Genomic DNA, 24871 nt, shown 5'->3' on the forward strand with positions numbered 1-24871 from the left:
TTCCATCAGGCATTGCGATGATCAGTTGTTCAGCGTACCGGCGCGCTTCCGCTTCCGTCGCGGCGACGCATTTGGCGAGGACAGGTCCAACCGGGAGTCGCTCGAGGGGCCCCGCGCCGCGTCGGCCGCTTGGTCCGGGTCGCAATGCGTTGCGACAGAGGAACATACAGTCCTACCGGGGGCCGCGATCCGGGCCGGCCGTCATCGGGGTGCCGTTTCCTGTCGCCGTCGCGACGATCGGCGTCGTGGTGCGCGACATGATGGCTCCGAGGAACTGCGGCCTCGTGATGATCGGCTGTGCGGTGGTGAGGTAGTCGTCATAGAGCCCGGTCTGCCGTATGATGTTGTGAATACCCTTGGTAGACAAGGCAATCGAAGGTTGGTCGACCGGCGAAGGACTGGGGACCACTGCCTTCGGGGAGGAGTCCGACGACCATGCCCATCACGAAAGTCACCATTGATGAGGGTTACCCGGTTGGACAGGAGCTGAGGACCAAGGGCCGTGTTCGTGGTATCAAAGTGGTTGTGCGGGTCTCGGTAACGCGGTCCGAGAGCCCGAAGAAGACAGAATCGCAAGAGCTACGCGGCACCTACAAGCCCGATCCCAACCCTCATGACAATCCCGCGTACAACCAGCGGAAGCAGCAGCCGAAGTTCTACAACGCCGCCGCCGAAGCCGCGGCACGGCTCCTGACCGCTGATCCTTACGCTCTTGTCGCGATCAATGATCTTCAGTTCGACTGGGAAGGGCAAACCTATCGCACAGAACGGTGGGATAGGTCGGCCCCCAGTTACCGGAACAAATGGCGGGTCGACGGCGACGAAGAGCCCGAATGACCGTCACCGGTCGGTGATCTCCAGCCGTCCGCCGATCGCGACCGTGCCGTCGTCGGCGGACAGGCGGAGGTTCAGTGGTGTCGCGTCGAAACGCACGGTGTCGACGTCCACGTGCAGGGTGGGCACCGTGTAGACGTCGAACGACAGCCCGGTCAGGGCGTCGCGGACATACGGGCTGATGTACCCGGACAGGGCGTTGGCGACGAAAGACAGTACGACGCTGACGATGTCGCCCGACGTGGGGGTGAGGTGGAGGTCGAAGTCGTTCACGCCGGTGGTCTTCGCCGACAGCTTCGTGTCGTCGAGGTCCAGTTGAACGGTCGCGACCGGGTCCGGGGTCAGGTCCAGATCGAAGAACCCGTCCGTCGACCCGCCCAGGATCCAGTTGATTCCGGCCGAGCCGCCACCGGTCACCGTGGCCGCGACGCTGATCGTGCGATCGTCCGACACCTGGCCGTCGACGCGGAGGTCGTACATGGTGATGGTCGCCTTGTAGTACGCCGTGCCGATTCCGACGTTCGTCTCGTCGTGCGGCTTCTCCGTATGCCCTTCCAGGTCGCGGGTTCCGATGGCCGTGACGGCTCGGACCGCGTCTGGGCCGAGGACGACGAAAAACGGTTCGTCGGGCCAACTCTCGGCCTGCTGGCTCGGCAGCGATCCGCCCGCGACGTTCGCGGTGCACACGAGATGGTCGGCCGTCACCACGACGACCGGCTGCGTGAGCGTGATCCCGTCGATCTCCGGAATCGGCACGGGCACACCGGCGAGCAGCCGGCGGGCGGCGTCGAGCATGATCGGGACGACCTTGTCGTTGTACACCCAGTCGGGGAACTTGTACCCGGTCGAGACGGTGGCGCTGAGTGGCTCGAGGACGAGGTCGTTGCCGGATGTGTCCACGCTGGCGGCGATTTGGACGGTGGCGGTGTCCTGGGCCGGTGTGCCGTTCATCGTCAGCGTCAGCTTCACCTGCGGAAAGTCGAGATGGAACACCTGGGACTCGTAGGTCGCGGCGACGCTCCGCAGAAGTTCCGCGCGGGTGATTTCCGCGAGTTCTCCGTCGCCGACGACATCGGCCGCCAGGGCGTCATGGTCGACAACGGATTTCAGGTCGAACACCGGCACTTGCACGACGTCCCAGGACAGCTCGTAGGTCGTGCCGCTCTGGGTGAATGTGGTGCTGTCCCGCCAATACTGCGGGTACTGCCGCTGATACACGTGCCCGATGATGTCGTTCAGTGTGTCGGTGGACAATCCGACTGCGACGTCGCTCACGGGAAATCCTTTCGGAGGGCGTTGAATTCACAAGGGACATTGAGAACTTCAGTGGCGCAACGAGTTCCGCGCGTGCTCAGAGGGCATTGGCCGCTTTGGTGATGGCGCAGTTCTTTTCCAGCAGCTTCAGGGCCTCGTTCATGGTGATGCCGCATACCTCCACCAGGGCCGAAGCGAGGGTGGGGATGTCGAACTTGTCGAGGTCGAGCATCGCGTCGGCGACCTGTGCCACCGACTGCGCGAAGTGCTTGAACAGCACCCTGACGAGTTCTACCGCGGTCTGCCCGATCCACAGCACGCCCTGCATGAGCAGTGAGAGCCATACCTTCACGTCGTCGAGAATGTCCGCGAAGAACGTGGCCGCGTTGTCGGAAATCCAGAGCAGGATCGCCTTGCCGAGGTCGGTGAATATGTCGGCGGTGACCGTGAGCTTCATGGCCGGGTTGAAATGCACTCCGCACCAAGTGAAGTCGAGGTTCGCGTGCAGGCTCGCCGCGCTCATGGACACCGCGCAGCCGACATCGAGGCTCGCGCGGGGGCCATGAATCCGGAAACCCTTCGGGAGCACAGTGATTCCATCGACTTCGACATCACTTTGCAGTGTGAGGTCGAAGTCGTAGTCGCCTTCGAATTCGCCCGTGAATCCACTCTTGGACAACGCGGCACTCACGTCGGTGGTGAAGAGTTTCAGGTCCGTGTGGAACGAGAACGCGAACCCGTCGTTGCTGGCGTGGCCGGTGAACGTCTCGACCAAGCCGAGAAGTTCGACCTGCCCCGATGCGTCGAAGTACGTCGTGCCGGGTTTTCCCAGCGCCGTGGTGTCGATCGCGACGTGCGGTCCGGTCTTGCCCGTGGCGTCCGACAGGGCGAACAGTTTGCCGAAGACGATTGCCGGTTCGATCGAGCCCGCCGCAGCGATGCCCTTGTCTCCCAGCACGGCTTTGATCTCGAGCGTCCACTCGAAGAACCGGACGTCGGCGTCCAGCCCGAAGCCTTTCGGGTAGAGATGCCCGTTGGGAGCGGTCCAGCCGTTGGGGTCGGCCACCACGTAGCAGTCGAGTCGGGTGATCGCGATGCTGTCCAACAGGGGAACGCTGTGTAGGTCAGTGCCGGTGAACTGTCCGACGATCGCGGCGAGGGTGAGTTCGTGGCCGGACGTCGGGTCGAGACCGAACACGAATGCGCTCGGCTCATAGAGATCGGTCAACTCACCGCCGATGGTGAGTGCGAAGGCGTCGGGCCCGGCGCCGATCAGGAACTTCCCGAGCAGGCCGACCGACAGTCCGGTGTCCTCGACGCCGATGTCGAGGCCGAACTCATCGATGGTGAGCCCGCTGATGCCGAAGGGCGCGACCCAGTGCTCGATGGATACCGACAGAGTGAGAGTGGGCGGTAGCGCCAGACCGATCACGCCGCGACCGACGAGGGGGACCTTCTCGTCCTGCACGGTGAACGTGACGTCGGCTTCGACGCTGAACCTGGTCGTCGTCAACGTGACGACCAGCTTGGTGAAGTCGACCGAGTGGAAACGGGCGGGGTGGGGCAGGATGCCCTGGATGCTCGAGTCGAGCAGTTTCTTCGTGTTGATGTCGGCGGACAGGTCGAGTTCGACATCCGCGGGCAGCACGTGGGACAGGACGCTCAGCGCCTTGTCCGTGAGCAACAGCGAGCCGATGAACGTCACGCCGGGATTGATCGTCTCGGGCAGCCGGGGCAGCTTCAGATCCGGGAACGGCCCGGCCCACTTGTCCGTCGACACCAGTATCCCGGCGTCGCGGATCACCAGATAGTCGAAGACCCCGCCGATGTCGCCCCAGATCGTGCCGGGGTTCCAGTTGGGCGCGACCACGATGCCGACCACGAACCCGGCCTGGTCGGTGTCGGCGGCGGCCATTCGCTCGTTCCGGTAGGCCGCCATCAGTGCGGAGGAGCCGGGCCGACGGGCAGCGAGGAACAACTGGACCGACCCGAGCGTGGCATCGGAAACCTCTGTCGCCGCGGCGAATTCGTAGCTCGCGCTCTTCGTGACGCGCAGCTCGCGGGCGGCGTCCTGGCCATGGTGCACCAGAACGCTGGAATTCTTCAGGGTGATCGCGGGCAGACCCGACGAGGCGAGAACGTCCGATCCGGAGAACGCCCCGGCCAGTCCCGTCAGCGACACCTCCGGCACCACACCCTTCAGCTCGAACCCGGTCGAGCGCACCGCGAGCGACGCGTCGAACGAGGCGACCTGCTCTCCCGAGCGGCCGGTGAGCGCGGCGGTGGCGGTGACCGTGCCGTCGAACCCGGTGTCCGCCTGATAGTCGAGGTCCAACGAGCCCCCGGTGAGGTGGAATGTGGCGGGCCCGAGCGGGATCGGCCAGTCGCTGGCGATGGCCAGGCCGAACGAGTACTGCTTGTCGCGCAGGTCCGCGGAGACTTCCAGCCGGTTGAGCGTCAGCTCGGGCAGCCAGGTCGCGCTCGGTACGTACTTCTCGATGATTCGGGACAGCTGGATGCTGGTGTCCGGGTCGAGCGCGCCGTCGAATCTGATGCTCGACTTCGTGTAGTACGCCGAGATTTCGAGGTCGTACTCGTCGAGGAACCGGAACGTGCCGGCCAGCAACGCCGAAATCGTTCGCCGTCCCACCGGATCCTCGACGGTGAACGTCGCGCTGACGCTCGGAATCGACACCTGGCCGGGTATCACGTCCAGCGACCGGCCCGTGCCGACCGTGACCGCGACCGAGGCCAACCGGGCCGGGTCGAGGCCGATCACCGCGCTCAGGTGGGTGAGCAGGATGGTCTCGGGCACCGTCAGCACGTCCCGCACCAGGTCGGCGACCGGTGCGTCGTGCAGGAAGTCCGCGAAGGCCGACAGCGCGTAAGAGGACGCCGTCGTGAGGTCGGCGTCGAGGATGAGGTAGCCGCTCAGGTCGCTGGTGCGCGCCGACACCGCGATATCGGGCACCCCGTGGCCGATGTGGACGGCACTGCCGAACTCCAGGCACGGCCCCGGCTCGGCCGCCGCCACCGCCGTGAAGGTCAGCGGCAGCGACAGGCCGCCGATCGTCAGCGCCGGGGAGGGCTCGGTCACGATCCGGGTCGTCGGGGGCGTACCGCCGGTGATCGCCCCGCGCGGCTGCGGCAACCGCAGGTCGGGGAACACGGCCAGCGCGGCCAGCGAACCTTTGGTCGACACGTCGTCCGCCGCAACGTTCAGGCCCGCCGCGGCCTCCGGTCGCGTGAGGCTCGACCACACCAGTCGCGGACGCTCGAGCACCAGCTCGGTGAGCGCCGGAGCGGTTTCCCGCCAGTCAGGGAAGGACACGCCCGGATTCCACGAGTCCGGATCGGGGGTCAGCACAACCCGCAGCGCGGGCGCGCCCGCGTCGGCGAGGTCGAACGACAACGCCAGGCGAGGCGCGCTGACGCCGAGCAACGTCGCGGACGTGCCGGTCAGCACTACGGCGTCGTTCTGGCGCGTCGGCCCCTGGACAGCGGTCAGCACCCACTTACCGTCGGCGAGCGGAAACGAGTCGGTGACCAGGACGCGGATACCGTCGGAACCCAGCGCGCCGGGCGCCATCGCGAACGTGCCCGCGGTGACGAGGTTCGCGACGGCGGTCAGCAGGTCGTCCAGCGTGGTCACGGGTCACCCGTCCAGCCGGGAAGTGATTGTGCTCCTGACGTTTTCGCTGATCGTGTTGCCGAGGTCGGTGAGAGTGCCGGACTCCCCGAGCTTCTTGTTGATCTCGTCGACGATCCGTTTTCGGTTCTCGGTCGTGTTGAGTTGCTCGTTGACGAGATCCTTGAAGCTGTCGCCGATGTCCACGTTGATGTCGATGTTGCCGGGGTCGGCGTCGATGCTCAGCGACGTGCAGGTGATCGTCAGGGTGTCCAGGGCGTTGTGTGCGCCGCCGCTGGTCGGGAGCACGGTGTCGGCCGTGGCCGAGGCGACCGTGACGGTGAACGGCCCCTGTATGGGGTCCTGGCCCTCGATCGTGACCACCGCGTTGCCGGTCAGCTTCAGCGGCGCGTGCAGTGTCCCGGTCTGTTCCCGTCCGTCGGCGTCGCGGTACCGCACCGTGCTCTGGTCGGGCAGGGTCGAAAACCACACGCGCGCAGTGACACCCGGGTCGAATACCAGATCGTCGGCGGGCGCGATCGCGTCGGCGATCCCGGCCAGCGCGCAATCGTTCAACGCGACATCGACCGGCGTGTCCCATACCTCGACCTGGAACGGAATCGAGCTCAACTGGTACGGATCGAGCTTCGGTGAGGTGACCCCGAAGATCACGGCGGGCAGATAGTAGTCGCTCGCCGAGTTGTTCACCGCGCTGCCCAAGCGGGCGAATATGCTGTCGTCCACCGACTTTCCCCCGGCGGCCGGACCGATGGACCGGTCCAGCACCGAGCTCAGGTTCGTCGTCAGCTCCCGAGCCAGACTGTCCCGGTTGTGCTGTTCGTCGAGTGTTTCCTTGATGCGCGCGATGAGTCCCTCGCGGCCGGCCTTGCTGTCGAACGCGGTCTTGGCGGCCTTCTCCAACTCTTTCGGCAGGAGGCCCGGATCACTCTTGTCGACACTCACCGTGTCCAATGTCAGCGTCGGCTCATCGCCGGTGTGCTGGCCGCGCAGGCGTATCTCGTCGATCTCGATCCGGGGTTGCCCCTGCCCGTCCACCGAGAGGGTCCAGTCGACCTCGGCCCACAGTGTGGTGACGAACGATTGGAAGCTCCCGGAGCAGGACAGGTCGAAGGTGGGCCAGTCGAACGGCGCCTTCTTCTCCTGCTGGGCAGTGACCGTCTTCTTCCCCGAATCGGCCATGCTGAGCGATTGGTCGAGCACGTACTCGCCGGAGACCGTGAGTGCCTGCGGCAGATCCGGGAATTTTCCGAAGGCGATAGTGACGGTCGAGGTGTAGCCGTTGCCCGCGCGCTGCACGGTCAAGTCGGACTCGAGCCGGGCGTTCTCCAGCCCCTCGACCTTCGCCTTCGAGAGATTCAGTTGCGGCTTGTCGTTCCCCGGTGTCGCGATGACGTCGAACTGGTCCGAGGTGATGCGCGGGTCGAACTCCTCCGGGTGTTTCCTGATCAGCACGTTTTTGAGGTACAGGTAGAACTCGTCGTGGAAGATGGTGGTGACGGTCACGGCGCTGTCGTCCTCCAGCGGGCCGATCGGCCAGGAGTCGGAGTGCAGCGGCAGGACCTTGTCGCCGTCCTCGTCGGTCAGGCCGGTCAGCACCGTGGGCAGATAGAACCTGGTGTCGGGCTGGGCCATTCGGGGTTGGAGCGTGTTGAACACGAATCGGAACAAACCTTCGCCCACGATGTCCTCCTGATGGTGTGGTGCTGGTGGTGTGGTCAGCGGTCTCTATCGACGACGTGCAGCGCAATCCGTTCGAGGGCATCGCGGTAGGGGTTGCGCGGAAAGGGCCGCAGATACTCCAGCGCGTCCAGTGCCTGCCTGCGGGCGTCCGCGTAGGCGCGGGCGAACCCTGCCGTCGTGCGGACGTCGTTCACCAGTTCGGTCAGATCGTCGGGCACGGGCTGTGCGCCGCGCATCACGCGACTGAGCCTGTGCTCGTCACCCAGTTCCGCCATCGCGTACACGATCGGCAGCGACAGCCGACGGCGGGCCAGATCGATGCCGCGCGGCTTCCCGGAGACGCTCTCGTCCTGGGTCAGGTCGAACAGGTCGTCCATGACCTGGAACGCGCGCCCGACCCGGCGGCCGTAGCAGCCGATCCGCCGCACATCACGGGTATGGCCGTCGACCAGCGCGATACCGCACTCGCACGCGAGCGCGAACAGCACGGCCGTCTTGCGATCGATCGTGCGCCAATAGCGTTCCACCAGAATCTCCGTGCGCCACGACGGGTCCACGCGCAGCTCGTCCAGTTCCCCGGAACAGATCCGGAAGGCAACGTCCAGCACGGACTTGACCAGGCCGAGGTCTCGTTCGACGTCGATGCACTCCACGAACCCGCGCACGGCCTGCACGAACTGCATGTCGCCGAGCAGGATCGCCGTCCCGGCCCCGCGTGCGGAGTTGACCGAGGGCAGGCCCCGCCGCACGGCCGAGTGATCTATCACGTCGTCGTGGATCAGCGTGGCGACGTGCAGCATCTCCAGCGACACCGCGCCGCGGGCCGCCTTCACCGGTAGCTCGCCCGGCCCGTGCACCAGGTGCGCGGACAGGGCCAGCAGCAGCGGGCGCAGTTTCTTGCCACCGGTGTAGAGCGCGCACTCGGTGTCGGTCAGGTAATCGCGCTGCGGTGCGAGCGCCTCCTCGAGCAGTGCGTGGTACCGCTCGAGGTCGTCGGCCAGCAGTGTCCGCCACACCTGCGTGACCGGGTCCTCGCGCGGACCCGACCGCAGCACGGTCGCGGGCGGCACGATCTCCGTGGCGGTCACAGCGGTGGATCCGTGAGCAGGCTCGGCTCTCCCGCCAGGACCGCGCCGCGCAGTCGTTCGGCGACGGCGTCGCGCACCAGACCGGCCAGGAATCCCGCGGCGTTGAGCCGATCCCGCGCGATATCGGCAGCTGCGCCCGTCCACCCCGAATCATCCAGCGCCAGATCGAAATCCGGGAATTCGACGTGGACCGCACCGGCGGCGTCGATCACGACGGCGGCGCCGGTGACCCCACCGCTGCCCGCGCCCTCGAACAGCGGAGTCGGCGCCGTGGCGGCGCGCAGCGCCTCGCGACCGGCTCGCGCCTGGCGGTGGAATTCTCGGATCAGGTCGCGCTCGTCGTCGTCCCAGCCCGCCCAGACGTCGTCGGCGAACGGGGACAGCACCGCGGCGAACCGCTCGCGCGGAAATGCGGACGCGGTCGAGGGGCCCGGATGGTCGATCACCGCTTGATAGACCTCGTCCCGAGTCATCGGGTTGGTGGCGTCCTTGTCGTCGTTCCCGTTGTCCTTCACCGCGTTTGCGAAGTCCCAGGTGGCCTGGCTGGCCTCCTGGTACTTGGGCTGGGGCTGTCGGTCCGGGTAGTCGTACGGGTCGTAGTCGGGGTCGAGGTAGAGGGTGTAGCTGGCGGCCGCGACCTGGCGGGTGAACGCATTGACGTTGTAGCTCGCCATGTCCCCGGTGTGCAGCTGGTACGACTTCGCCGGGTCGTTGATCGCGTCCTGGCCGTTCGTGACCGCGTTGTGCGTGTCGGCCGCCATCGCGGCCGTACCGCCATGCTTGGTCCAGATGTCGTCGGAGAACGTTCCCAAGTTGGGGTCGAACAGCTCCGCGAACACGTCCGTGTGCTGGTCGTACACATTGAGCAGACTGCAGCCGTTCTCGGTCTGCGCCAACCTCATTCGCTGGTCCCGCGCGTTGTCGAGCCATTCCGGGTGCGCTTCGGTCTCGGCGCCGGACCTGGGCGCGGTGGCCGATTCCGGCAGCAGCGACAGGTCGCCGCCGCCGTCGACGGTCGCGACGCGGTCGGGCGTGGCGTCGATCGCGTACCGTGCGCGCACCAGCAGCGGCGGCAGTCCCACCACGGTGCGGTCGCCGTCCGATACGGCCACGGCGTCCGGCTCCCGCGTCGGCTCGACGGTCACCTCGGTGAACCGCAGCGACAGGGCTCCCGAGGGGTAGCCGATGTGTGCGGGCATCTCGACCGTGCGCGCCAGCGGCATGGTGGGCGGCGTCGGCACGGACAGCGGGCCGGGCGCGGTCATGACCGGACCTCGATCTCGCCGGTGGCCAGTAGGTGGGTCTCGTGCGTACCGAGCGTGAGGTTCGCCGCCTGGACCCAGATCGGCACGTCCTGGACCTTCACCCGATAACCGACCGGATGGTCGAGCTTGCACGGGAGCTTCTGGCCCTTCACGCGACCGATCAGGCTCGGGACGAGTTTGTTGACCAGTGCCTGGACCAGGGGTTTGGCCGCGGCTTCGAGGACTTTGTCGATTCCCTTCCCGTCCGGCTCGACTTCCGCGTGCGTCAGGCTCAGGTCGGTGACCGTGGCGGTGAATTGCTCGGCCGAGTCGGCCGACACTTTCACGGTCAATGTCGGTTCCTGCGGTGTCAGGGTCACCTTGTACTGCATCGGCGTTCACCGTCCTCGGTATTGTCGGGATTCGGAGGCTTCTACTGGATGTTGTTGCTGGCCTTCTTCAATGCGCACGTGCTGCCGAGCACCGTGGCCGACACGTCGAAGGACACGTTCAGGTCGCCCGACCACGACGTCGCATCGGTCGAGCTGACCGTGATGTTGTCCACGCTCGCGAGGACCGCCTTGGCCGCGAGGGAGGCCGTTTTGTTCGTTCCGTCGGGCTGTTTGTCGTAGAGCGTCTTGTTCTTGTTCGCCGCCGCGGCCTGCTGTGCGAGATCCAGGGCATAGCCGCGGTTGACGATCGCGAATACCGGCTCGGTGGGCCATGCGGACGGCACCGCCACGGCGGTCGAGTCGCCGTCCGTGGCCACGACGATCAGGTGCGTGTCGGTGATGAGGACGCCGACGATGGTGAGGTCGAGCGTGGTCTGCCCGAAAGGGATCTGCTGCGAAGGTATCTCGTGTCCCTCGAGGACCGTGGCGAGCTTCTTGAACACTTGCGGCAGGATGATGCCGTTGACGAACGGCTTCGCCTGTCCCAGTTGGCTTTCGTCCGCCCAGATTGCCAGCGGGGTGAGCGACACCGTCGGTGTGTTCGACTCGGAATCGGTAGCAAGCGTCACCTGCCCGTAGAACTCGACCTCCGGGGACACCGTGGGCAGCTTGGTGACGGCCATCTGCAGGCTGGGGATCGACAGCACGAAGACGTTATCGGCCGGAAGGTCACCGTCGGCCGGGTGTTGCCCGTTCTTGTCGACCGAGTCGCGCCATTTCTCCAGCGTGGGCGCCTCGAACCTGAAAGCGGGTGCGTCCCCGACCACCGCCCAGGTGCCCTCCACCCCCTGACCCTGGTATTCGCTTTGGAAGAAGGCGTCGTATGCCTTCTTGTCCGGGGCGTTGTAGAGCTCGGCGATTCCCGCCGAGAAACTGGCCGAGTCGATGCCGAGCACGACATCGAATTTCGTTGATGTGGCATCGAATTCCATTGCGGCACCTTTCATTCCCGGATCCGGGAGGCAGAGCAATTCCGGCCGGTCGGCACGGCACCCACGTGCCGCCGACCGAAATGAAGTCGAATGAATATGCGCACTTCGGATTTCCGCGTACCGGTATTCACCGTGAACTCCTGCGCGCAGGACGAAAATCGCGCATTCGCACGGAGTATCTCGAAGTGTCGAAAGAGACGAACTCGGCGAGTTCCGACGATTACCTTCGGTGCCGATACGGACGCAAACCCTGGGTAGGGTTCGTCGGTTCTGTCGAACGAAAGTGACTGGGCGACAAGTTGATTGAGATGTCAGCCGCAGTCGCCCACTACGAACGCAGCCGACTCACAGGAAAACTCGCAGCGATAACCACGGCGGAAGTCGAGCACTCGTGTTCGGAGGTCATGGTTGGTTACCCCTTAATGTTTCTGCACAACAACAGAATTCGAGAACTGGATCCCCAAGTATGTGCGATGGTCGATCGACCAGAATCAACATTACCGGCTGGAACACGAAGTGTCACTAGTCTTTTCGGATCGATACCACGATCGCAAACGTAAACCGAACGGTCGCCCTCGGCGGCCCGGAGCCGATCTCGCGAAGGCGCGGGTGGCGTAGTTGCGGGGATGTGGAGTGCGGAGCCGAGAATCTGCGCGGTTCCGGCGCATCGGACAAGGTCGGATGCGGTTATCCGATCGCGGGGGGCGTGGCGGCCCTGCGGTCGATCGGCGACCAGTTGTGCGTCGCGGCGGCCGGATGGCGTGAGGTGTGAGCATGCGGGCCGTCGACCAGATCGAGTTCTGTGTGTTCGGCCTGTGGGTGACAGTCATGGCTGCATGAACGCTCCAGTGTCGTTGTTCGAGCCGTCGGCCGTGGGTGGCCGCCCCGTTGTCGGGTAGGTGGTCCGCCCCCTCGGCGATGCGCTATTGACACCGGTAGTGCGGTCGATCACACTGGGCGAGAAAGTTGACATGACTGTCACGTCATGAATGGATCCAGAGGAGGCAGCGGTGCCTGAAGTTCCCGATATGCGCGCGTTGGGCCAGGAGGTCAGCAATTGGGGGCGGTGGGGGAGTGAGGATGAGCGGGGGACCACGAATCTGCTCACGGCCGAACGGGTGTCGGCCGCGGCGGGGCTGGTCCGGACGGGAGAGGTGTTCGCGCTGGGGATTCCGCTCGACGGAGACGGGCCGCAGCCGGGTGGGCTGCGGATCAATCCGATCCGGTTGATGTCGGAGAACGGGCAGGAGCAGGTGCTGCCGGGCGGGTTCAAATGGGCCGACGACTTCGTGTTCATGCCGCTGCAGGCCGGTTCGCAGTACGACTCGCTGGCGCACGTGCACTACGACGATCAGCTCTACAACGGCCATCCGGGCGACGGGGTGACGGTCAAGGGCGCGGACAAGTGCGGCATCCACACCCAGGCCGGCGGCATCGCCGGACGCGGCGTACTGCTGGACATCGCGCGGGCGCGCGGGGTGGACTGGCTCGAGGCCGGAACCGCGATCGGGCCCGACGAACTCGACGAGGTCGCCGCCGCGCAGGGCGTGGAGATCGGCGCGGGCGACATCCTGCTGTTCCGGACCGGGTGGCGCCGGAAATTCCTGACCGAGCGCGACCCGAACAGCTTCATGGCCGGTGAGCCCGGTCTGAGTCTGGCCTGTGCGAAATGGTTGCGGGACAAGGATATCGCGGTCGTCGGCTCGGACAACTGGGCCGTGGAGGTGATGCCGGGCGAACATCCCGGCACGGCATTCGAACTGCATATGGTGCTCATCCGCGACATGGGCATGACGCTCGCGGAAATGCTGGACTTCGAAGACCTTTCGCAGGCCTGCGCCGCCGACGGGCGATGGGACTTCTTCTACACCGGCCCGCCGCTGCCGTTCACCCGCGGTGTCGGCTCGCCGATCAACCCGATGGCGATCCGGTGATGGTGCGTCGGATTCGAATCGGCAAGGAGCAGAACAGATGTTGATCGGTGACATCGTCGAATACGGTGCGCGCAAACACCCGGACCGGATCGCGCTGCGGTTCGAACAGGAACAGATCACCTACGGGCAGTTGCGAGATCGCTGCCGCCGTTTGGCGAATGCGCTGCTCGGCGTCGCTTCGCCGGGCGATCGGATCGCGATCCTGTCCTCGAATTGCACGCAGTACCTGGACTGCTATTACGGCGTCCCGATGGCGGGCATGGCGCTGACGATTCTCAACGTCCGGCTGCATCCGGACCAGATCGTCTCCCTCCTGGAGCATTCCGAGGCGCGGGTGCTGATCATCGCGCCGGAGTTCGCCGAGGTGGTGGAGCGTATCCGCGATCGCATACCGTCGGTGACCACGGTGGTGTCGATCGGAGCCGCCGCCGGCGCCACCGCCTGGGACGAATTCCTCTCGGGCGCTGCGGCGGAAGCGCCCGAGCACGTTCCGGACCCCGGCGATCCGGCCTGGCTCGTGTACACCAGCGGAACCACGGGTGCGCCGAAGGGGGTGATGATCTCGCACCGGAACCTGCTCGCGGGCGTGACCTCGTCGGCGCTGCAGTGGGAGGTGCCGGAGGAGACGGTGTTCCTGTTCTGCTTCCCGCTGTGTCACATCGGCGGATACGTGGTCATGATCAACCATCTGCTCGGCTGCACGGTCGGGATCCTGCGGTCCTACGACAACGCGACATTCCTGCGTCTGGTGGACGAATGGCAGGTCACCCAAACGGGTTTGGCCCCGACGATGATCAACTTCCTGCTGCAGGATCCGGAGCTGGACAAACATTCCCTCGACACCCTGCAGGCGGTGGGTTACGGCTCCTCGGCCATCCCCGCCGCGGTGCTGCGCGCCGGACTCGATCGGTTCGGCTGCGACTTCTACCAGGGCATGGGTATGACCGAACTCGCCGGTAACGTCCTGCATCTGGACGAGTTCGCGCACCGTCGTGCGGCGGAGGGGGAGACCGGACTGCTCGCCTCGGCCGGAAAACCCATGCGGCTGGCCGAAATTCGCATCGTCGACGACCAGTTCGCCGATGTGCCGACCGGACAGGTCGGGGAGATGATCGTGCGCGGCGATCAGGTGATGCTCGGCTACTGGAAGGATCCGCAGGCCACCGCCGATGCGTTCACCGACGGCTGGTTCCACACCGGCGACCTGGTCCGCCAGGACGAGGAGGGTTTCGTCTACATCGTCGACCGGAAGAAGGATCTGATCATCAGCGGCGGCGAGAACGTCGCCTCGCTGACCGTCGAACAGGCCCTGTATCGGCAGCCGGGCGTCGCGGAGGCGGCCGCGATCGGTGTGCAGGACGACACCTGGGGTGAGGTCGTCTGCGCGGTGATCGTCCTGCGCGAGAACGCCACCGCCACGGCGCAGGACATCATCGCCGGATGCCGCGAGCAACTGGGCGGGTTCCAGGTGCCGCGCCGGGTGGAGTTCGTGGAAGCACTGCCGAAGAATGTGACCGGAAAGATTCTCAAACGGGAGCTACGCCAGCAGTTCTCGTGAGAAATCCGATCGGCGCACGCCCGTTCCCCGTGGGAGCGGGCGTCTTTCGTCTCCGGTACGCGCGACTGGATTCCCATGCTGTGTGCAACTGCTGGGAATAGGTAATCCGATCCGATCGCGTATCATCTCGCGCGCCCTGGACCATGCTGAGGTAGCGTCTGCCGCAACGGAATTCGATCCATCTCCGAGGTGTTCGAACCGTTCGGCGCGGTCCGCGCGCCGAGATGTTTCCGTGAAGTGCGATGCAGAAAAGAGGATCACCGGCGTGCATGGCCGACGTGTGGAGTGCGGGATCGGCAGAGGTAGCAGGAGTTCGGCGTCGACCGAGGCGCAGGTGGTGGCCGGGTGAATATGCCGCCGCAGGGGGTATCGGTGGGGTACGAGACATCGCCGACCGGATCGAGACGGGACCAGGTGCGACTGTACGAGCCGGAGTTCGCGGCCGATCCGCATCACGCCTACGACGAGATGCGCGCGCGATTCGGCGCGATCGCGCCGGTGGAGCTGGCGCCCGGCGTCCCGGCGATGCTGGTTCTGGACTATGCGACGGCATTACGGATCATGCGCGACCCCGAGCATTTCCCGGCCGATCCGAGTCGCTGGCAGCGCTCGGTCCCCGAGGATTGCCCGGTCCGGCCGTTCCTGGAGGCCCGTGCCAACGCGTTGCGCACCACCGGTGAGACACATCAGCGGTTCCGTAGCAGTTTCGCGGCGCTGCGCGAGGTCGATCTGAATCGGTTGCACGATCTGGTCGGCCATGCCGCCGAAGAACTCATCAACGGCTTCTGCGGCGAGGGCGGCTGTGATCTGCTCAGCCGGTACGCGGCCCCGCTGACCTTCCAGGTGCTGGCGAATCTGATGGGTTTTCCGACCGAAGCGGCGCGGCAGGCGTGGGCCGGAATGGCGGCGATGCTGGACACCGTCAACGCGCAGGCCGGGCAGGAGATGTTCATCGGCGCGCTGGCGGGGGTCGTGGCCGACAAACGTGCCAGGCCGGGAAAGGATCTCACCTCGGCACTGATCACCGACCCCGGCCGCCTGGACGACGTGGAGGTGATCAATCAGGCCGCGCTGCTGTTCTCCATGGGAACCGAGCCGCTGGCCAACCTGATCCTGCACACGATGCTGCTGATGCTCAGCGACGACCGATTCGGCAGCGGGCTGATCAGCGGTGCGCTCTCCACCGAGGACGCGCTGGACGAGGTGCTGTTCGAGGATCCGCCACTGACGAACTTCTCGATCATGTATCCGCGCCAGCCGATTCTGGTCGACGAGGTGTGGCTGCCCGCGGATCAACCGGTGCTGATCGGCTTGGCGGCCTGCAACAACGATCCGCGTATCGCCGGTGGTGATCGCACCGGCAACCGGTCGCATCTGGCCTGGGGCGCGGGCCCGCACGCCTGCCCGGCGCAGATGATGGCCAGGACGATCGCGCAGGATGCCATCGATCTGCTGATCGATGCCCTGCCGGATATGAAGCTCGCGATACCGCTGAGCGAATTATCCTGGCGTCCGGGGCCTTTCCATCGCGCACTGGTTTCACTGCCGGTGGAGTTCCCGGCCACGGCGCCGATGCAGATCGCTACGTCGTCGAGGTTCGAACCGTCCGCCCGCTTGTAAGGAGTTCCCGTGACGGACAATCAACCCATCGTGCTGGACCCGGCCGGCACCGATATCCACGGCGAAATTGCCCGCATTCGAGAACTGGGCCCGGCGGGCCGGGTGGAGTTGCCCGGCGGGGTGGTGGTGTGGATGGTCACCGACTACGCGATACTGCGGCGTTTGATGACCGATCCGCAGGTCTCCAAGGAGCCGCAGGATTGGACGACGTTGCGGGAGGGCCGGATTCCGGCCGACTGGGTGATGACTCCGTGGATCGGCCTGCGCAACATGCTGCGGAGTTCGGGGGAGGACCACGCACGCCTGCGCAAGGCGGTGGGTCCCGCGTTCAGCACGCGCCGGGTACAGGCCCTGCAGCCCAGGATCGAGGCGATGGTCAGCGATCTGCTGGACGCGCTCGCGGACACCCCGGACGGCGACATCGCGGACCTGCGAGCGGATTTCGCGCGTCCGCTGCCGATCAAGGTGATCACCGAACTGATGGGGGTGCCGTCGGAAATCGGAACTCCACTGTGCGAGCACGCGGACGGCACACTGGATACTTCCGCCCCGCCGGAACAGGTGCAGAAGGATTTCATGGCGTTGCTCGAGCTGGTCGGCCGGCTGATCGCCTACAAGCGTGAGCATCTGGGCGACGATCTGACCAGCACGCTGATCACCGGCCCCGACGAGGCCACCGGTCCGCTGCTGAGCGATCAGGAACTGCTGGACACCCTGACGTTGATCATCAGCGCCGGGCACGAGACGACGGTGAATCTGATCGACCAGACGATCCTAGCGCTGCTGACCCATCCGCAGGCCCGTGCGGCGGCCCTCGCCGGGGAGGTCGAGTGGGAAGAGGTGATCGAGGAGAGCCTGCGCTGGCAGTCGCCGATCGCGAATATGCCGTTCCGATTCGCGCGCGTGGATCTCGACCTCGGCGGCGGTGTCCGGATCCCCAAGGGCGAAGCGATCCTGGCCTCGTTCGCGGGAGCCAATCGCGACCGGAAGGCGTTCGGGCGCAGCGCCGGTGAGTTCAACCCGTCATCGGACCGGGAGACCGGCAGCAGGGGGCATCTGGCCTTCGGTTACGGGATGCACCACTGCCTGGGCGCACCCCTGGCCCGGCTCGAGGCGCGAATCGCCCTGCCCGCGTTACTGTCCCGGTTTCCGGAGCTTCGATTAGCCTCTGCCGCAGATGAACTGCGGCCGATGCAGAACTTCGTGATGAACGGCCACCAGGCGTTGCCGGTTCGCTTGAGCGCTTAGCGACGCTTCGTCCGGGCAGAATTCGAACAGCGCCCGCCTCGTGCAGAGGCGGGCGCTGCTCCCGATCAGTGCAGGTGCCGGGGATTGGCGACCTCCAGGCGGGACAGCACCGCGAGTGAGACCGCTCGGCGAACCTCGTTGTCGGAGTACGACAGTGCGCCCGAACGCAATCCCGCGGCGAGTTCGGCTTCCGAATCGCAGTCCAGCTCACCGAGCAGCTCGGCGACCTCGGTGGTGGCCGCCGGTCCGGCGTGCAGTTCGCGAGTCGCGGTACCGAGCAGATTGACGCAGATCCGCAGCAGGAATCGCTGACGTTGCTGTTCGGCGGTCAGGGTGGGGGCGATCTCCTCGGTGAGCGTGTCGGCGACGAGGTCGAGCATCTCGGTGAGGTGGGGGCGATCGTGGACCGTGGCCGCCGGTTCGGATGCGGCCGGGACCACGACGGATTCGTCGAGCATGCCCAGCACGGACAGCAGATCGTATTCCGATTCGCAGACGCGCCGTCCGATGGCGGCCAGCTCCACCGAGCGCTCCTGGCCGCCCAGGTGACGTTCGGCCTGAAATCTGCTCAGCACCAGCCACTTCAGTGTGCCGAACGTCTCCCACCAGTGCAGTTCCTCCGGCGCGGGCCGGATTCCGGTGGTCTGTGCGTAACCGTCCAGGAGTTGTTCGCGGGTACCGAGCCCGCCGACCGGGGCCGGTGCGCCGAAACGCCAGGCGCGCACGCACAGCCAGCCCAGATCCTCGATCGGATCGCCGCGGTGCGCCAGCTCCCAGTCCAGGACCGCGCGCACGCCGTCCGAGGCGATGAGGAAGTTGCCGAGCCGGAAGTCGCCGTGCACCAGTGTTTTCCGGCGCGGCGGCGGGCGATGCTCGCGCAGCCAGCGCAAACCCATCTCCACCGCGGGACGGGGCTCGTCCAGACCCCGGTAGATCTGCTCGATGGTATCCAGGGGGTCCTCGTCGTCGAGCGAGTCGAGGGTGTCCAGCGGGGTGCGGTGGATCAGGCCCAGCACGCGGCCCAGATCGGCGGCGAGCCGATCGCGCACCGGCGCGAACTCCGGATCACGGTGCAGCTTACGGGGAATCGACTCGCCCTCGACCATCTCCATCAGCAGATACGGCGCATCGATCCCGGGTGCGGTGTTCGCGGCGGCGAGTACGGCCGGGACCGGCACCCCGGCCACGGCCGCGGCCCGCAGGCAGGCCGCCTCGGCGCCCATCCGGGCGGCGTCGCCGTGCCCGGGAGGATCGCGGCGAAGCACCGCGCGCACGGCCGCGCCCGCGTCGTCGCGGGCGTCGACGGCGTAGACCTGTTTGCTCGCGCCGCCGGTGAATCGGCGCAGGGATACCTCGCCGATGGTGCGTCCGGTGGCTGCGCGCAGCACCTCGCCGACGCCCTCGGCCAGCGTGATCGACTCCGGCCCAGGGGAAGCCGGCGTCACAGCCACGGCGCCGCCTCGGGAGAGCGTAGCAGTCGGCGGGCGGTGGACATTCGGTGCACCTCGTCCGGGCCGTCGTAGACGCGGGCGTAGCGGGCCTGCCGGTACATGCGCTCGAGCGGAGTGTCGGCCGTCAGGCCGAGCGCGCCGTGCACCTGGATGGCGCGATCGATCACGTTGTGCAGCATGCGCGCACCCCAGAACTTGATCAGTCCGACTCGGATCCGGTAGTCCTCCCCGGCGTCCATCGCGCGGGCCGCGTCGAGCGTCATCAGCCGGGCGGCGTGGATCTCGGCGGCGGATTCGGCGATGTACCGGTGGATTTCGCCCTTCTCGGCGAGCAGGGAACCGTGCGCGTAGCGGGTGTTGGCGCGCTCGCACATCAGCTCGTAGGCCCGCTGGGCCTGCCCGAGCCAGCGCATGCAGTGGAAGATCCGGCCCGGCCCGAGCCGATCCTGTGCCACCGCGAAACCCTTGCCGCGCTCGCCCAGCAGCGCCTCGGCCGGCACGCGCACATCGGTGAGCCGGACCTCGTAGTGGTCGCTGGGGTCGTGGCCCATGGTCGGGATCGAGCGGACGATCTCGAAGCCGGGGGTGTCGGTCGGCACGATGATCGCGCTGATCCGAGAATGCCGTGGCACGGAATCGGATTCGGTGTTGGCGAATACCGTGCAGTAGGCCGCCTGCGCCGCACCGGTGGTGAACCACTTGTGCCCGTTGATGATCCAGGTGTCGCCGTCGAGTTCGGCGCGGGTGGCGATGAGCGTCGGATCGGATCCGGCGACCTCGGGCTCGGTCAGCCCGACCGAGGGCAGCACGTCCCCGGCCACCATCGGCGGAATCCAGCGGCGGCGCTGCTCCTCGGTGCCGTGCCGGTACAGCATCAGGGTGTCCTGCATGGAAACCGAACCCACCGCCAGCTGACCGAATTCCGATCGGCCGATGATCTCGTTGAGATAGACGAAGTCCAGGAAAGGCACTCCGCCGCCGCCGATCTCGGCCGGATGCCCCAGCGCCCACAGATCCAGCTCCTTGGCCCGGGTGCGCAGTCGGTCGAGCTCCGCGGTCGCGGCCGCATCGTCCCGGATCAGTACCGGCTCCTGCGGGATGACCTCTCCGTCGATGAATTCCCGCATGCGCGCGGTCAATTCGGCGATGTGGCCCTCGGGCCGGTCCATGGTCGTCATCACTGCTCCCGGGTAGAGGCCGATACCGCATAGAGCGGCCCGAGCGCGGCCGAATCCACATATTCGTCGATGCGCGTGATCCGGCCGTCCCGCACCTGCACGAACAATCCGGCCGGAATCTCCAGCGGCCCGTGCCCGGGAAGGTTACCGCGCACGACGTGCTGCTGGGCGAAGCCCTCGGGCAGCGGATAACGCCGGATATCCTCGTAGCGAAGGTTTTCCACCGTCCGCGACAGCCAGCGCAGCACCCGCAGATTCTCCGCGACGGTCTCCTCGGAGTTCTTCTCGTTGTGCCAGATGCGTGCATCGGGTGCGTACATATCGGTCAACGCTGCCGCATCGCCGCTGGTGACAGCGGCGAAGAAGCGATCGGCCAGTTCATTCACGATGGGGACCTCTTCCCGGGGTGGATAATTCGCTGCTCATCGAGGGTGATCAGCGGGTCGGCACGGAACGGCCGCCCGCGGCGAGCAGATTGCTGGCGACGGGTTTGCCGAGCAGGCCGGAGATCAGCCGGGCCGCGTCCAGGGCCCGGTCGATATCGATGCCGGTGGCGATTCCGCCGTCCTCGAACATGTAGGCCAGTTCCTCGGTGGCGATATTGCCGCTGGCTCCCGGCGCGAACGGGCAGCCACCCAGACCGCCTGCGGCGGAATCGAATCGACGCACTCCCGCACCGTAGGCGGCCCAGGCATTGGCCAGCCCCTGACCGCGGGTGTTGTGCAGGTGGACGGCCGGAACGGTCGCGGGCGCGGCAGCGCGGACGCGCCCGAGGACATCGACCATCCGGATCGGCGATGCGGTGCCGATCGTATCGGCGACGGCCAAGGCATCCGCCCCCGAAGCCATTGCGCTCCTGGCGATCTCGGCCACCCGCTCGGGCGGGGTGGGGCCGTCGAACGGGCAGTCGAACGCGATGGCGATGATCACCTCGAGGTGTCCGCCCGCCTCGTGGACCAGTTCGGCGATCGGCGCGATGAGCGCGACCGACGCGGCGCTGTCCCGTCCGACATTGGCCTGGCTGTGCCCGTCCGAGGCGGATACGACGTATTCGATGTGCGTGACTCCCGCGGCCAACGCCCGCCGCGCGCCGCCGAGGCTCGCGACCAGTGCGGAGAATTGCACGTCCGGCCACCGATCCAGCTGGGCGGCAACGGCTTCCGCATCCGCCAGTGCCGGTATCGCACGCGGGGAGACGAAGGAGGTCACCTCGATCCGGCGTACGCCCGTCGCCACGAGCGCATCGATGAATTCGAGTTTGGCCTCGGTCGGGATCGGCTCCTCGATCTGCAGTCCGTCGCGCGGACCGACCTCGCGGATGTCGACGGCGTCGGCGGCGCTCATGCGATCGTGCCCTGTTCGCGCAGCCGGGACAGGCGATCGTCGTCGTAGCCGAGCACCTCGGTGAGCACCTCGTCGGTATGCGTCCCCGGACGGCTCGCACCACCCCAGCGCACCCCGCCCGCGGTCTCGCTCAGGCGCGGCACCACGCCGACCCCCTTGGCCGGAACCGGATCGAATCCGGCGTCCTGGCTGGTCAACGATGGATCGGCATGATCGACGAAGATGCCGCGGGCCAGGAACTGTGGATCTTGCATGACCTCGGCGACGGTGTTCACCGGACCCGCGACGACACCGTGCCGGGCGAGTTCCTCGATCAGGTCCGTCGCGCTGAAATCCGCTGCCCAGGAACCGATCAGCTCGTCGAGTTCGTCCTGATGCTCACCGCGCGCGCCGTGATCGACGTAGCGGGGATCGTCGGCGAGTTCGGGACGTCCCATGGCCGCGGTCAACCGCCGGAACACCGTGTCCTGATTGGCCGCGATGATCACCCACAACCCGTCCTTGGACAGATACAGATTCGATGGGGCCACCCGGTCCAGCCGGGTGCCCGAGGGCTGCCGCACATGGCCGGTCTTGTGGTAGTCGGGAACCGTGGACTCCTGAATGGCCAGCGACGCCTCGGTGAGCGCGGCGTCGACGATCTGCCCGCGCCCGGTCCGTTCGCGCACCAGCAGGGCGGCCAGCACCCCCTGGAAGGCGAACAGACCGGCCAGGCTGTCCCCGATGGACAAGGCCATGCGCGGCGGCGCCTGACCCGGGAATCCGTTGAGATGGCGCAGACCGCTGATGCCCTCGGCGACCGAGGCGTATCCCGGACGCTCGGCGTACGGCCCGGTCTGGCCGTATCCGGATACGCGCGCGAGTACCAGTCGCGGATTGCGCGCGGTGAGTTCCTCGTATCCGATGCCCCAGCGTTCCAGCGTGCCCGGCCGGAAACTCTCCACCACGACATCGGCGGTGGCCGCGAGATCCAGGAAGATCTCCCGGCCCGCCTCGGTGCGCAGATCCAGGCTCATGCACCGCTTGTTGCGCGCGTGCACGGCCCAGAAGTACTGGTGACCGCCCTGGGCCTGACCCCAGTCCCGCAGAGGGTCGGGGCGATCCGGCGCCTCGATCTTGATCACGTCGGCGCCCATGTCGCCGAGTAGGCGACCGCAGTAGGGCCCGGCGATGAGCGTGCCGAGCTCCAGGACGCGGAAGCCGTCCAGCGGGCCGGGGGTGGTGCTCGCGTCGCCCGTGGGGGAGAGAGCTGATGTCATGGGTGCCTCCTGACTCGGCGCCGATGTGTTACTGCTGGTCCGGATCGAGTCCGAGTGCGCCGACGGACATCCGGTCGAGCGTGTCCAGCAGGGCGTCCTCGTCGGCGTCCTCGCCCTGAATCAGCCACAGATAGATCGTGTGTTCCACCATCGCGGCCATGACCCGCGCCGCGAGTTCGGGATCGAGCTTCGGCCGGACCAGCCCCTCGTCCTGCCAGCGTGCGATGGCCTTGGACGTGCGATCGATGAGCTGACGGCGATGTTCGTGCCGCAGTCTGCGGAACTCCTCGTTGAAGGTCGCGACCTGTTCGACGATCGCCATCATCCGGGCGTTGCGTCGATACGCGCGATAGTAGGAGCGGTTGGCCGCAACGAGTTTGGCGGCGGGGGACAGATCGGCCGCGGTCGGTTCGCGGCGGTGCATATCCTCGAACAACCGGGTGCTCAGCTCGCCGAAGACGTCTTCCTTCGACTCGAAGTAGCGATAGAAGGTGCCGTAGGAGACGTTGGCCTCCTGCGATATCTGCTCGACCCGGGTGTCCAGGAAGCCGACCGATTCGAAGACCGTCCGCGCGGCATCGAGCAACGCCTCGCGCGTCTTGCGACCGCGCGGGGTCAAGGTGTCGGCCGCGGCGGCGGGGCTATTGACAGATGACTTCGCCACGGATCACACTATCCAACAACATGACATGACTGTCAAGTCATATTGTGGGCGTCGAAACCGTACGAGTTCGTGGTTGCGGCCAGCGGATCGGTTCCGGACGTCGAACCGTCACAGCAGGAAGGAATGCCATGAGCCCCTCCAATCCGAAGTACCGACTAGGCGGGATCAATCACCTCGCGCTGGTGTGCTCCGATATGCGGCGAACCATTGATTTCTATTCGGGGACACTGGGTATGCCGTTGATCAAGACTATAGAACTGCCCGGTAATCTGGGGCAGCACTTCTTCTTCGACTGCGGGGGCGGAAACAGCCTCGCCTTCTTCTGGCTCGCCGACGCACCCGATGCCACTCCCGGGCTCGCCGCGCCGAAGGGTCTGCCCGACGAGGGTGAGTTGGTCAGCGGGGTGGGTTCGATGAATCACGTCGCGTTCGCGGTGCCGCCGGAGTTGTTCGACGAATATTACGAGCGAGTCGCTGCCGAGGGCATCAAGGTCAGCCGGATTCTCAATCACGACGACAGCCCCCGTGGCGTTTCGCGCGAGGTGCACGAGGGGACCTTCGTGCGGTCGTTCTACTTCCAGGATCCCGACGGCGTACTGCTCGAATTCGCCTGCTGGACGCGCACTTTCACCGAGGACGACGTGAAGCACGAGCCCAAGACCGCCGCGGACCGGAACGTGTCCGCCGGACTCTGATCATTCCGCATCATCACATCTGTACCACCCGAGAGGATCACGTACCATGCCGCGTCTTCGCGAAGTGCCGCGCGCCGAAGTCACCGACGAACGAATTCTGTTCTTCTACGACCGGTTGTTCGGCCCCGACAAGGATCCGGCTGTCGACCACGGCACCATTCACGCCACTCCCGGCGATTGGTGGACCGTATTCGCGCAGTCCCCGGACGTATTCCGCCACGCGGTAAAGGGTTTCGCGGTCTACCGCAATGCCACGCTGGATCCGAAATTGCGCGAGCTCGGGCAGAGCCGGGCCGGATATGCTCGCGGCAGTCAATTCGTGTTCTCCCAGCACTGCAAGCAGATGCGTTCGCTGGGCGTCAGCGAGGAGAAGATCGCCGCGATCCCGCACTGGCAGATCGCCGACTGCTTCTCCGAACTCGAGCGAGCCATCCTGGCCTACACCGACGGGCTCGTCTACGACGGCGGCCGGGTGCCCGACGAGGTGTTCGCGGTGCTGAAGGCCAACCTCAGTGATCCGGAGATCCTGCAGCTGACCTACATCACCGCGCTGTACGACATGCACGCCACCATGTGCCGTGCCTTGCGGCTGGAATTCGACGACCGTCCCGAGCCCGTCGAGGAGGTCCGGATTCCCGAGGGCGTCGAGGTGGCCGACCTGTCCGCGGATCTGTCCGGGGGACAGTGACTTTCGGCTTCCCGGGCTGAACGGTCCGGACGGCCGACAGGCCGGGCCCGGTGGATGCCGGGCCCGGCCTGGTTTCGGTCGCCGATCGTGTGACGCTGG

At 66.4% G+C, this 24871-nt stretch carries 21 protein-coding genes; 7 read left to right on the forward strand and 14 right to left on the reverse strand.

Going from position 1 to position 24871, the window contains the following annotated elements; genetic code table 11:
- Nucleotides 1-435: 435 nt before the first annotated feature.
- The gene (locus tag ON40_RS09350; RefSeq protein WP_040820619.1) at nt 436-837 is read left to right on the forward strand and encodes a hypothetical protein; all 402 of its coding nucleotides are present in this window, start codon (nt 436-438) and stop codon (nt 835-837) included.
- Between the two features lie 3 nt (nt 838-840).
- On the opposite strand, the gene ON40_RS09355 is transcribed toward ON40_RS09350, so the two are convergent.
- The 8 genes from ON40_RS09355 to ON40_RS56000 form a co-directional block, all read right to left on the reverse strand.
- On the reverse strand, nt 841-2109 hold the full coding sequence (locus ON40_RS09355; protein ID WP_040820620.1) for a hypothetical protein: 1269 nt from the start codon (nt 2107-2109) through the stop codon (nt 841-843).
- A 76-nt stretch (nt 2110-2185) separates the two neighbouring features.
- Complete coding sequence (locus ON40_RS09360; protein ID WP_040820621.1) at nt 2186-5740, reverse strand: hypothetical protein; 3555 nt, start codon at nt 5738-5740, stop codon at nt 2186-2188.
- A 3-nt stretch (nt 5741-5743) separates the two neighbouring features.
- Entirely contained in the window at nt 5744-7417 is a 1674-nt protein-coding gene (locus tag ON40_RS09365) for a hypothetical protein (RefSeq protein ID WP_157186244.1), read from the reverse strand.
- Between the two features lie 35 nt (nt 7418-7452).
- Nucleotides 7453-8505, reverse strand: coding sequence for a polyprenyl synthetase family protein (locus ON40_RS09370; RefSeq protein ID WP_218008760.1), 1053 nt, complete (start codon nt 8503-8505; stop codon nt 7453-7455).
- The gene (locus ON40_RS09375) at nt 8502-9770 is read right to left on the reverse strand and encodes a hypothetical protein (protein ID WP_040820624.1); all 1269 of its coding nucleotides are present in this window, start codon (nt 9768-9770) and stop codon (nt 8502-8504) included. Before ON40_RS09375 ends, ON40_RS09370 begins: the two co-directional genes overlap by 4 nt.
- Nucleotides 9767-10141 (reverse strand): hypothetical protein, encoded by a 375-nt coding sequence (locus ON40_RS09380; protein ID WP_040820625.1) that lies wholly within the window; start codon nt 10139-10141, stop codon nt 9767-9769. The genes ON40_RS09375 and ON40_RS09380 overlap by 4 nt, the downstream gene beginning before the upstream one ends.
- Before the next feature lie 41 nt (nt 10142-10182).
- Nucleotides 10183-11133, reverse strand: coding sequence for a hypothetical protein (locus ON40_RS09385; RefSeq protein WP_157186245.1), 951 nt, complete (start codon nt 11131-11133; stop codon nt 10183-10185).
- Nucleotides 11134-11545: 412 nt separating this feature from the next.
- Nucleotides 11546-11959, reverse strand: coding sequence for a histidine phosphatase family protein (locus ON40_RS56000; protein ID WP_083895527.1), 414 nt, complete (start codon nt 11957-11959; stop codon nt 11546-11548).
- Between the two features lie 202 nt (nt 11960-12161).
- Here ON40_RS56000 and ON40_RS09395 point away from each other — a divergent pair, with 202 nt between their 5' ends.
- The 4 genes from ON40_RS09395 (at nt 12162) to ON40_RS09410 (ending at nt 17493) form a co-directional block, all read left to right on the forward strand.
- Complete coding sequence (locus tag ON40_RS09395) at nt 12162-13067, forward strand: cyclase family protein (protein WP_040820628.1); 906 nt, start codon at nt 12162-12164, stop codon at nt 13065-13067.
- A gap of 37 nt (nt 13068-13104) precedes the next feature.
- Complete coding sequence (locus ON40_RS09400) at nt 13105-14625, forward strand: long-chain-fatty-acid--CoA ligase (protein ID WP_040820629.1); 1521 nt, start codon at nt 13105-13107, stop codon at nt 14623-14625.
- A gap of 414 nt (nt 14626-15039) precedes the next feature.
- Nucleotides 15040-16245, forward strand: a complete 1206-nt coding sequence (locus ON40_RS09405; RefSeq protein ID WP_245567729.1) for a cytochrome P450 family protein — start codon at nt 15040-15042, stop codon at nt 16243-16245.
- 9 nt (nt 16246-16254) lie between these two features.
- Entirely contained in the window at nt 16255-17493 is a 1239-nt protein-coding gene (locus ON40_RS09410) for a cytochrome P450 family protein (RefSeq protein ID WP_040820631.1), read from the forward strand.
- 65 nt (nt 17494-17558) lie between these two features.
- Here the strand turns inward: ON40_RS09410 and ON40_RS09415 are convergent, their stop codons facing one another.
- Genes ON40_RS09415 through ON40_RS09440 form a run of 6 tightly spaced genes read right to left on the reverse strand, consistent with a single transcriptional unit; the run spans nt 17559 to nt 23389 of the window.
- Entirely contained in the window at nt 17559-18944 is a 1386-nt protein-coding gene (locus ON40_RS09415) for a phosphotransferase family protein (protein ID WP_245567730.1), read from the reverse strand.
- Entirely contained in the window at nt 18935-20122 is a 1188-nt protein-coding gene (locus ON40_RS09420; RefSeq protein ID WP_174435018.1) for an acyl-CoA dehydrogenase family protein, read from the reverse strand. The genes ON40_RS09415 and ON40_RS09420 overlap by 10 nt, the downstream gene beginning before the upstream one ends.
- Complete coding sequence (locus ON40_RS09425) at nt 20122-20508, reverse strand: nuclear transport factor 2 family protein (RefSeq protein WP_040820633.1); 387 nt, start codon at nt 20506-20508, stop codon at nt 20122-20124. Before ON40_RS09425 ends, ON40_RS09420 begins: the two co-directional genes overlap by 1 nt.
- A gap of 49 nt (nt 20509-20557) precedes the next feature.
- A complete protein-coding gene (locus ON40_RS09430) occupies nt 20558-21466 on the reverse strand; it encodes a hydroxymethylglutaryl-CoA lyase (RefSeq protein ID WP_040820635.1) in 909 nt (302 codons plus the stop codon).
- Nucleotides 21463-22725: a CaiB/BaiF CoA transferase family protein gene (locus ON40_RS09435; RefSeq protein WP_051192886.1), complete on the reverse strand. Its 1263-nt coding sequence runs from the start codon at nt 22723-22725 to the stop codon at nt 21463-21465. The genes ON40_RS09430 and ON40_RS09435 overlap by 4 nt, the downstream gene beginning before the upstream one ends.
- A gap of 28 nt (nt 22726-22753) precedes the next feature.
- Nucleotides 22754-23389 carry a TetR/AcrR family transcriptional regulator gene (locus ON40_RS09440; RefSeq protein ID WP_040820636.1) on the reverse strand — a complete coding sequence of 212 codons (636 nt, stop codon included), beginning with the start codon at nt 23387-23389 and terminating at the stop codon, nt 22754-22756.
- Between the two features lie 128 nt (nt 23390-23517).
- Here ON40_RS09440 and ON40_RS09445 point away from each other — a divergent pair, with 128 nt between their 5' ends.
- Together ON40_RS09445 and ON40_RS09450 are read left to right on the forward strand one after the other, a co-directional pair.
- Entirely contained in the window at nt 23518-24084 is a 567-nt protein-coding gene (locus ON40_RS09445; protein ID WP_040820638.1) for a VOC family protein, read from the forward strand.
- 46 nt (nt 24085-24130) lie between these two features.
- The gene (locus ON40_RS09450) at nt 24131-24772 is read left to right on the forward strand and encodes a carboxymuconolactone decarboxylase family protein (protein ID WP_040820640.1); all 642 of its coding nucleotides are present in this window, start codon (nt 24131-24133) and stop codon (nt 24770-24772) included.
- Nucleotides 24773-24871 lie beyond the last annotated feature (99 nt).

The sequence above is a fragment of the Nocardia jiangxiensis NBRC 101359 genome (genome assembly GCF_000308615.1).
Taxonomy (GTDB): Bacteria; Actinomycetota; Actinomycetes; order Mycobacteriales; family Mycobacteriaceae; genus Nocardia; species Nocardia jiangxiensis.

Excerpts from the sequence above, each read along its gene's own strand:
- ON40_RS09435 (WP_051192886.1), bottom strand. The coding sequence starts at position 22,725 with ATGACATCAGCTCTCTCCCCCACGGGCGACGCGAGCACCACCCCCGGC.
- ON40_RS09375 (WP_040820624.1), bottom strand. The coding sequence starts at position 9,770 with ATGACCGCGCCCGGCCCGCTGTCCGTGCCGACGCCGCCCACCATGCCG.
- ON40_RS09380 (WP_040820625.1), bottom strand. The coding sequence starts at position 10,141 with ATGCAGTACAAGGTGACCCTGACACCGCAGGAACCGACATTGACCGTG.
- ON40_RS09430 (WP_040820635.1), bottom strand. The coding sequence starts at position 21,466 with ATGAGCGCCGCCGACGCCGTCGACATCCGCGAGGTCGGTCCGCGCGAC.
- ON40_RS09350 (WP_040820619.1), top strand. The coding sequence starts at position 436 with ATGCCCATCACGAAAGTCACCATTGATGAGGGTTACCCGGTTGGACAG.
- ON40_RS09400 (WP_040820629.1), top strand. The coding sequence starts at position 13,105 with ATGTTGATCGGTGACATCGTCGAATACGGTGCGCGCAAACACCCGGAC.
- ON40_RS09445 (WP_040820638.1), top strand. The coding sequence starts at position 23,518 with ATGAGCCCCTCCAATCCGAAGTACCGACTAGGCGGGATCAATCACCTC.
- ON40_RS09420 (WP_174435018.1), bottom strand. The coding sequence starts at position 20,122 with ATGACGACCATGGACCGGCCCGAGGGCCACATCGCCGAATTGACCGCG.
- ON40_RS09385 (WP_157186245.1), bottom strand. The coding sequence starts at position 11,133 with ATGGAATTCGATGCCACATCAACGAAATTCGATGTCGTGCTCGGCATC.
- ON40_RS09450 (WP_040820640.1), top strand. The coding sequence starts at position 24,131 with ATGCCGCGTCTTCGCGAAGTGCCGCGCGCCGAAGTCACCGACGAACGA.
- ON40_RS09395 (WP_040820628.1), top strand. The coding sequence starts at position 12,162 with ATGCGCGCGTTGGGCCAGGAGGTCAGCAATTGGGGGCGGTGGGGGAGT.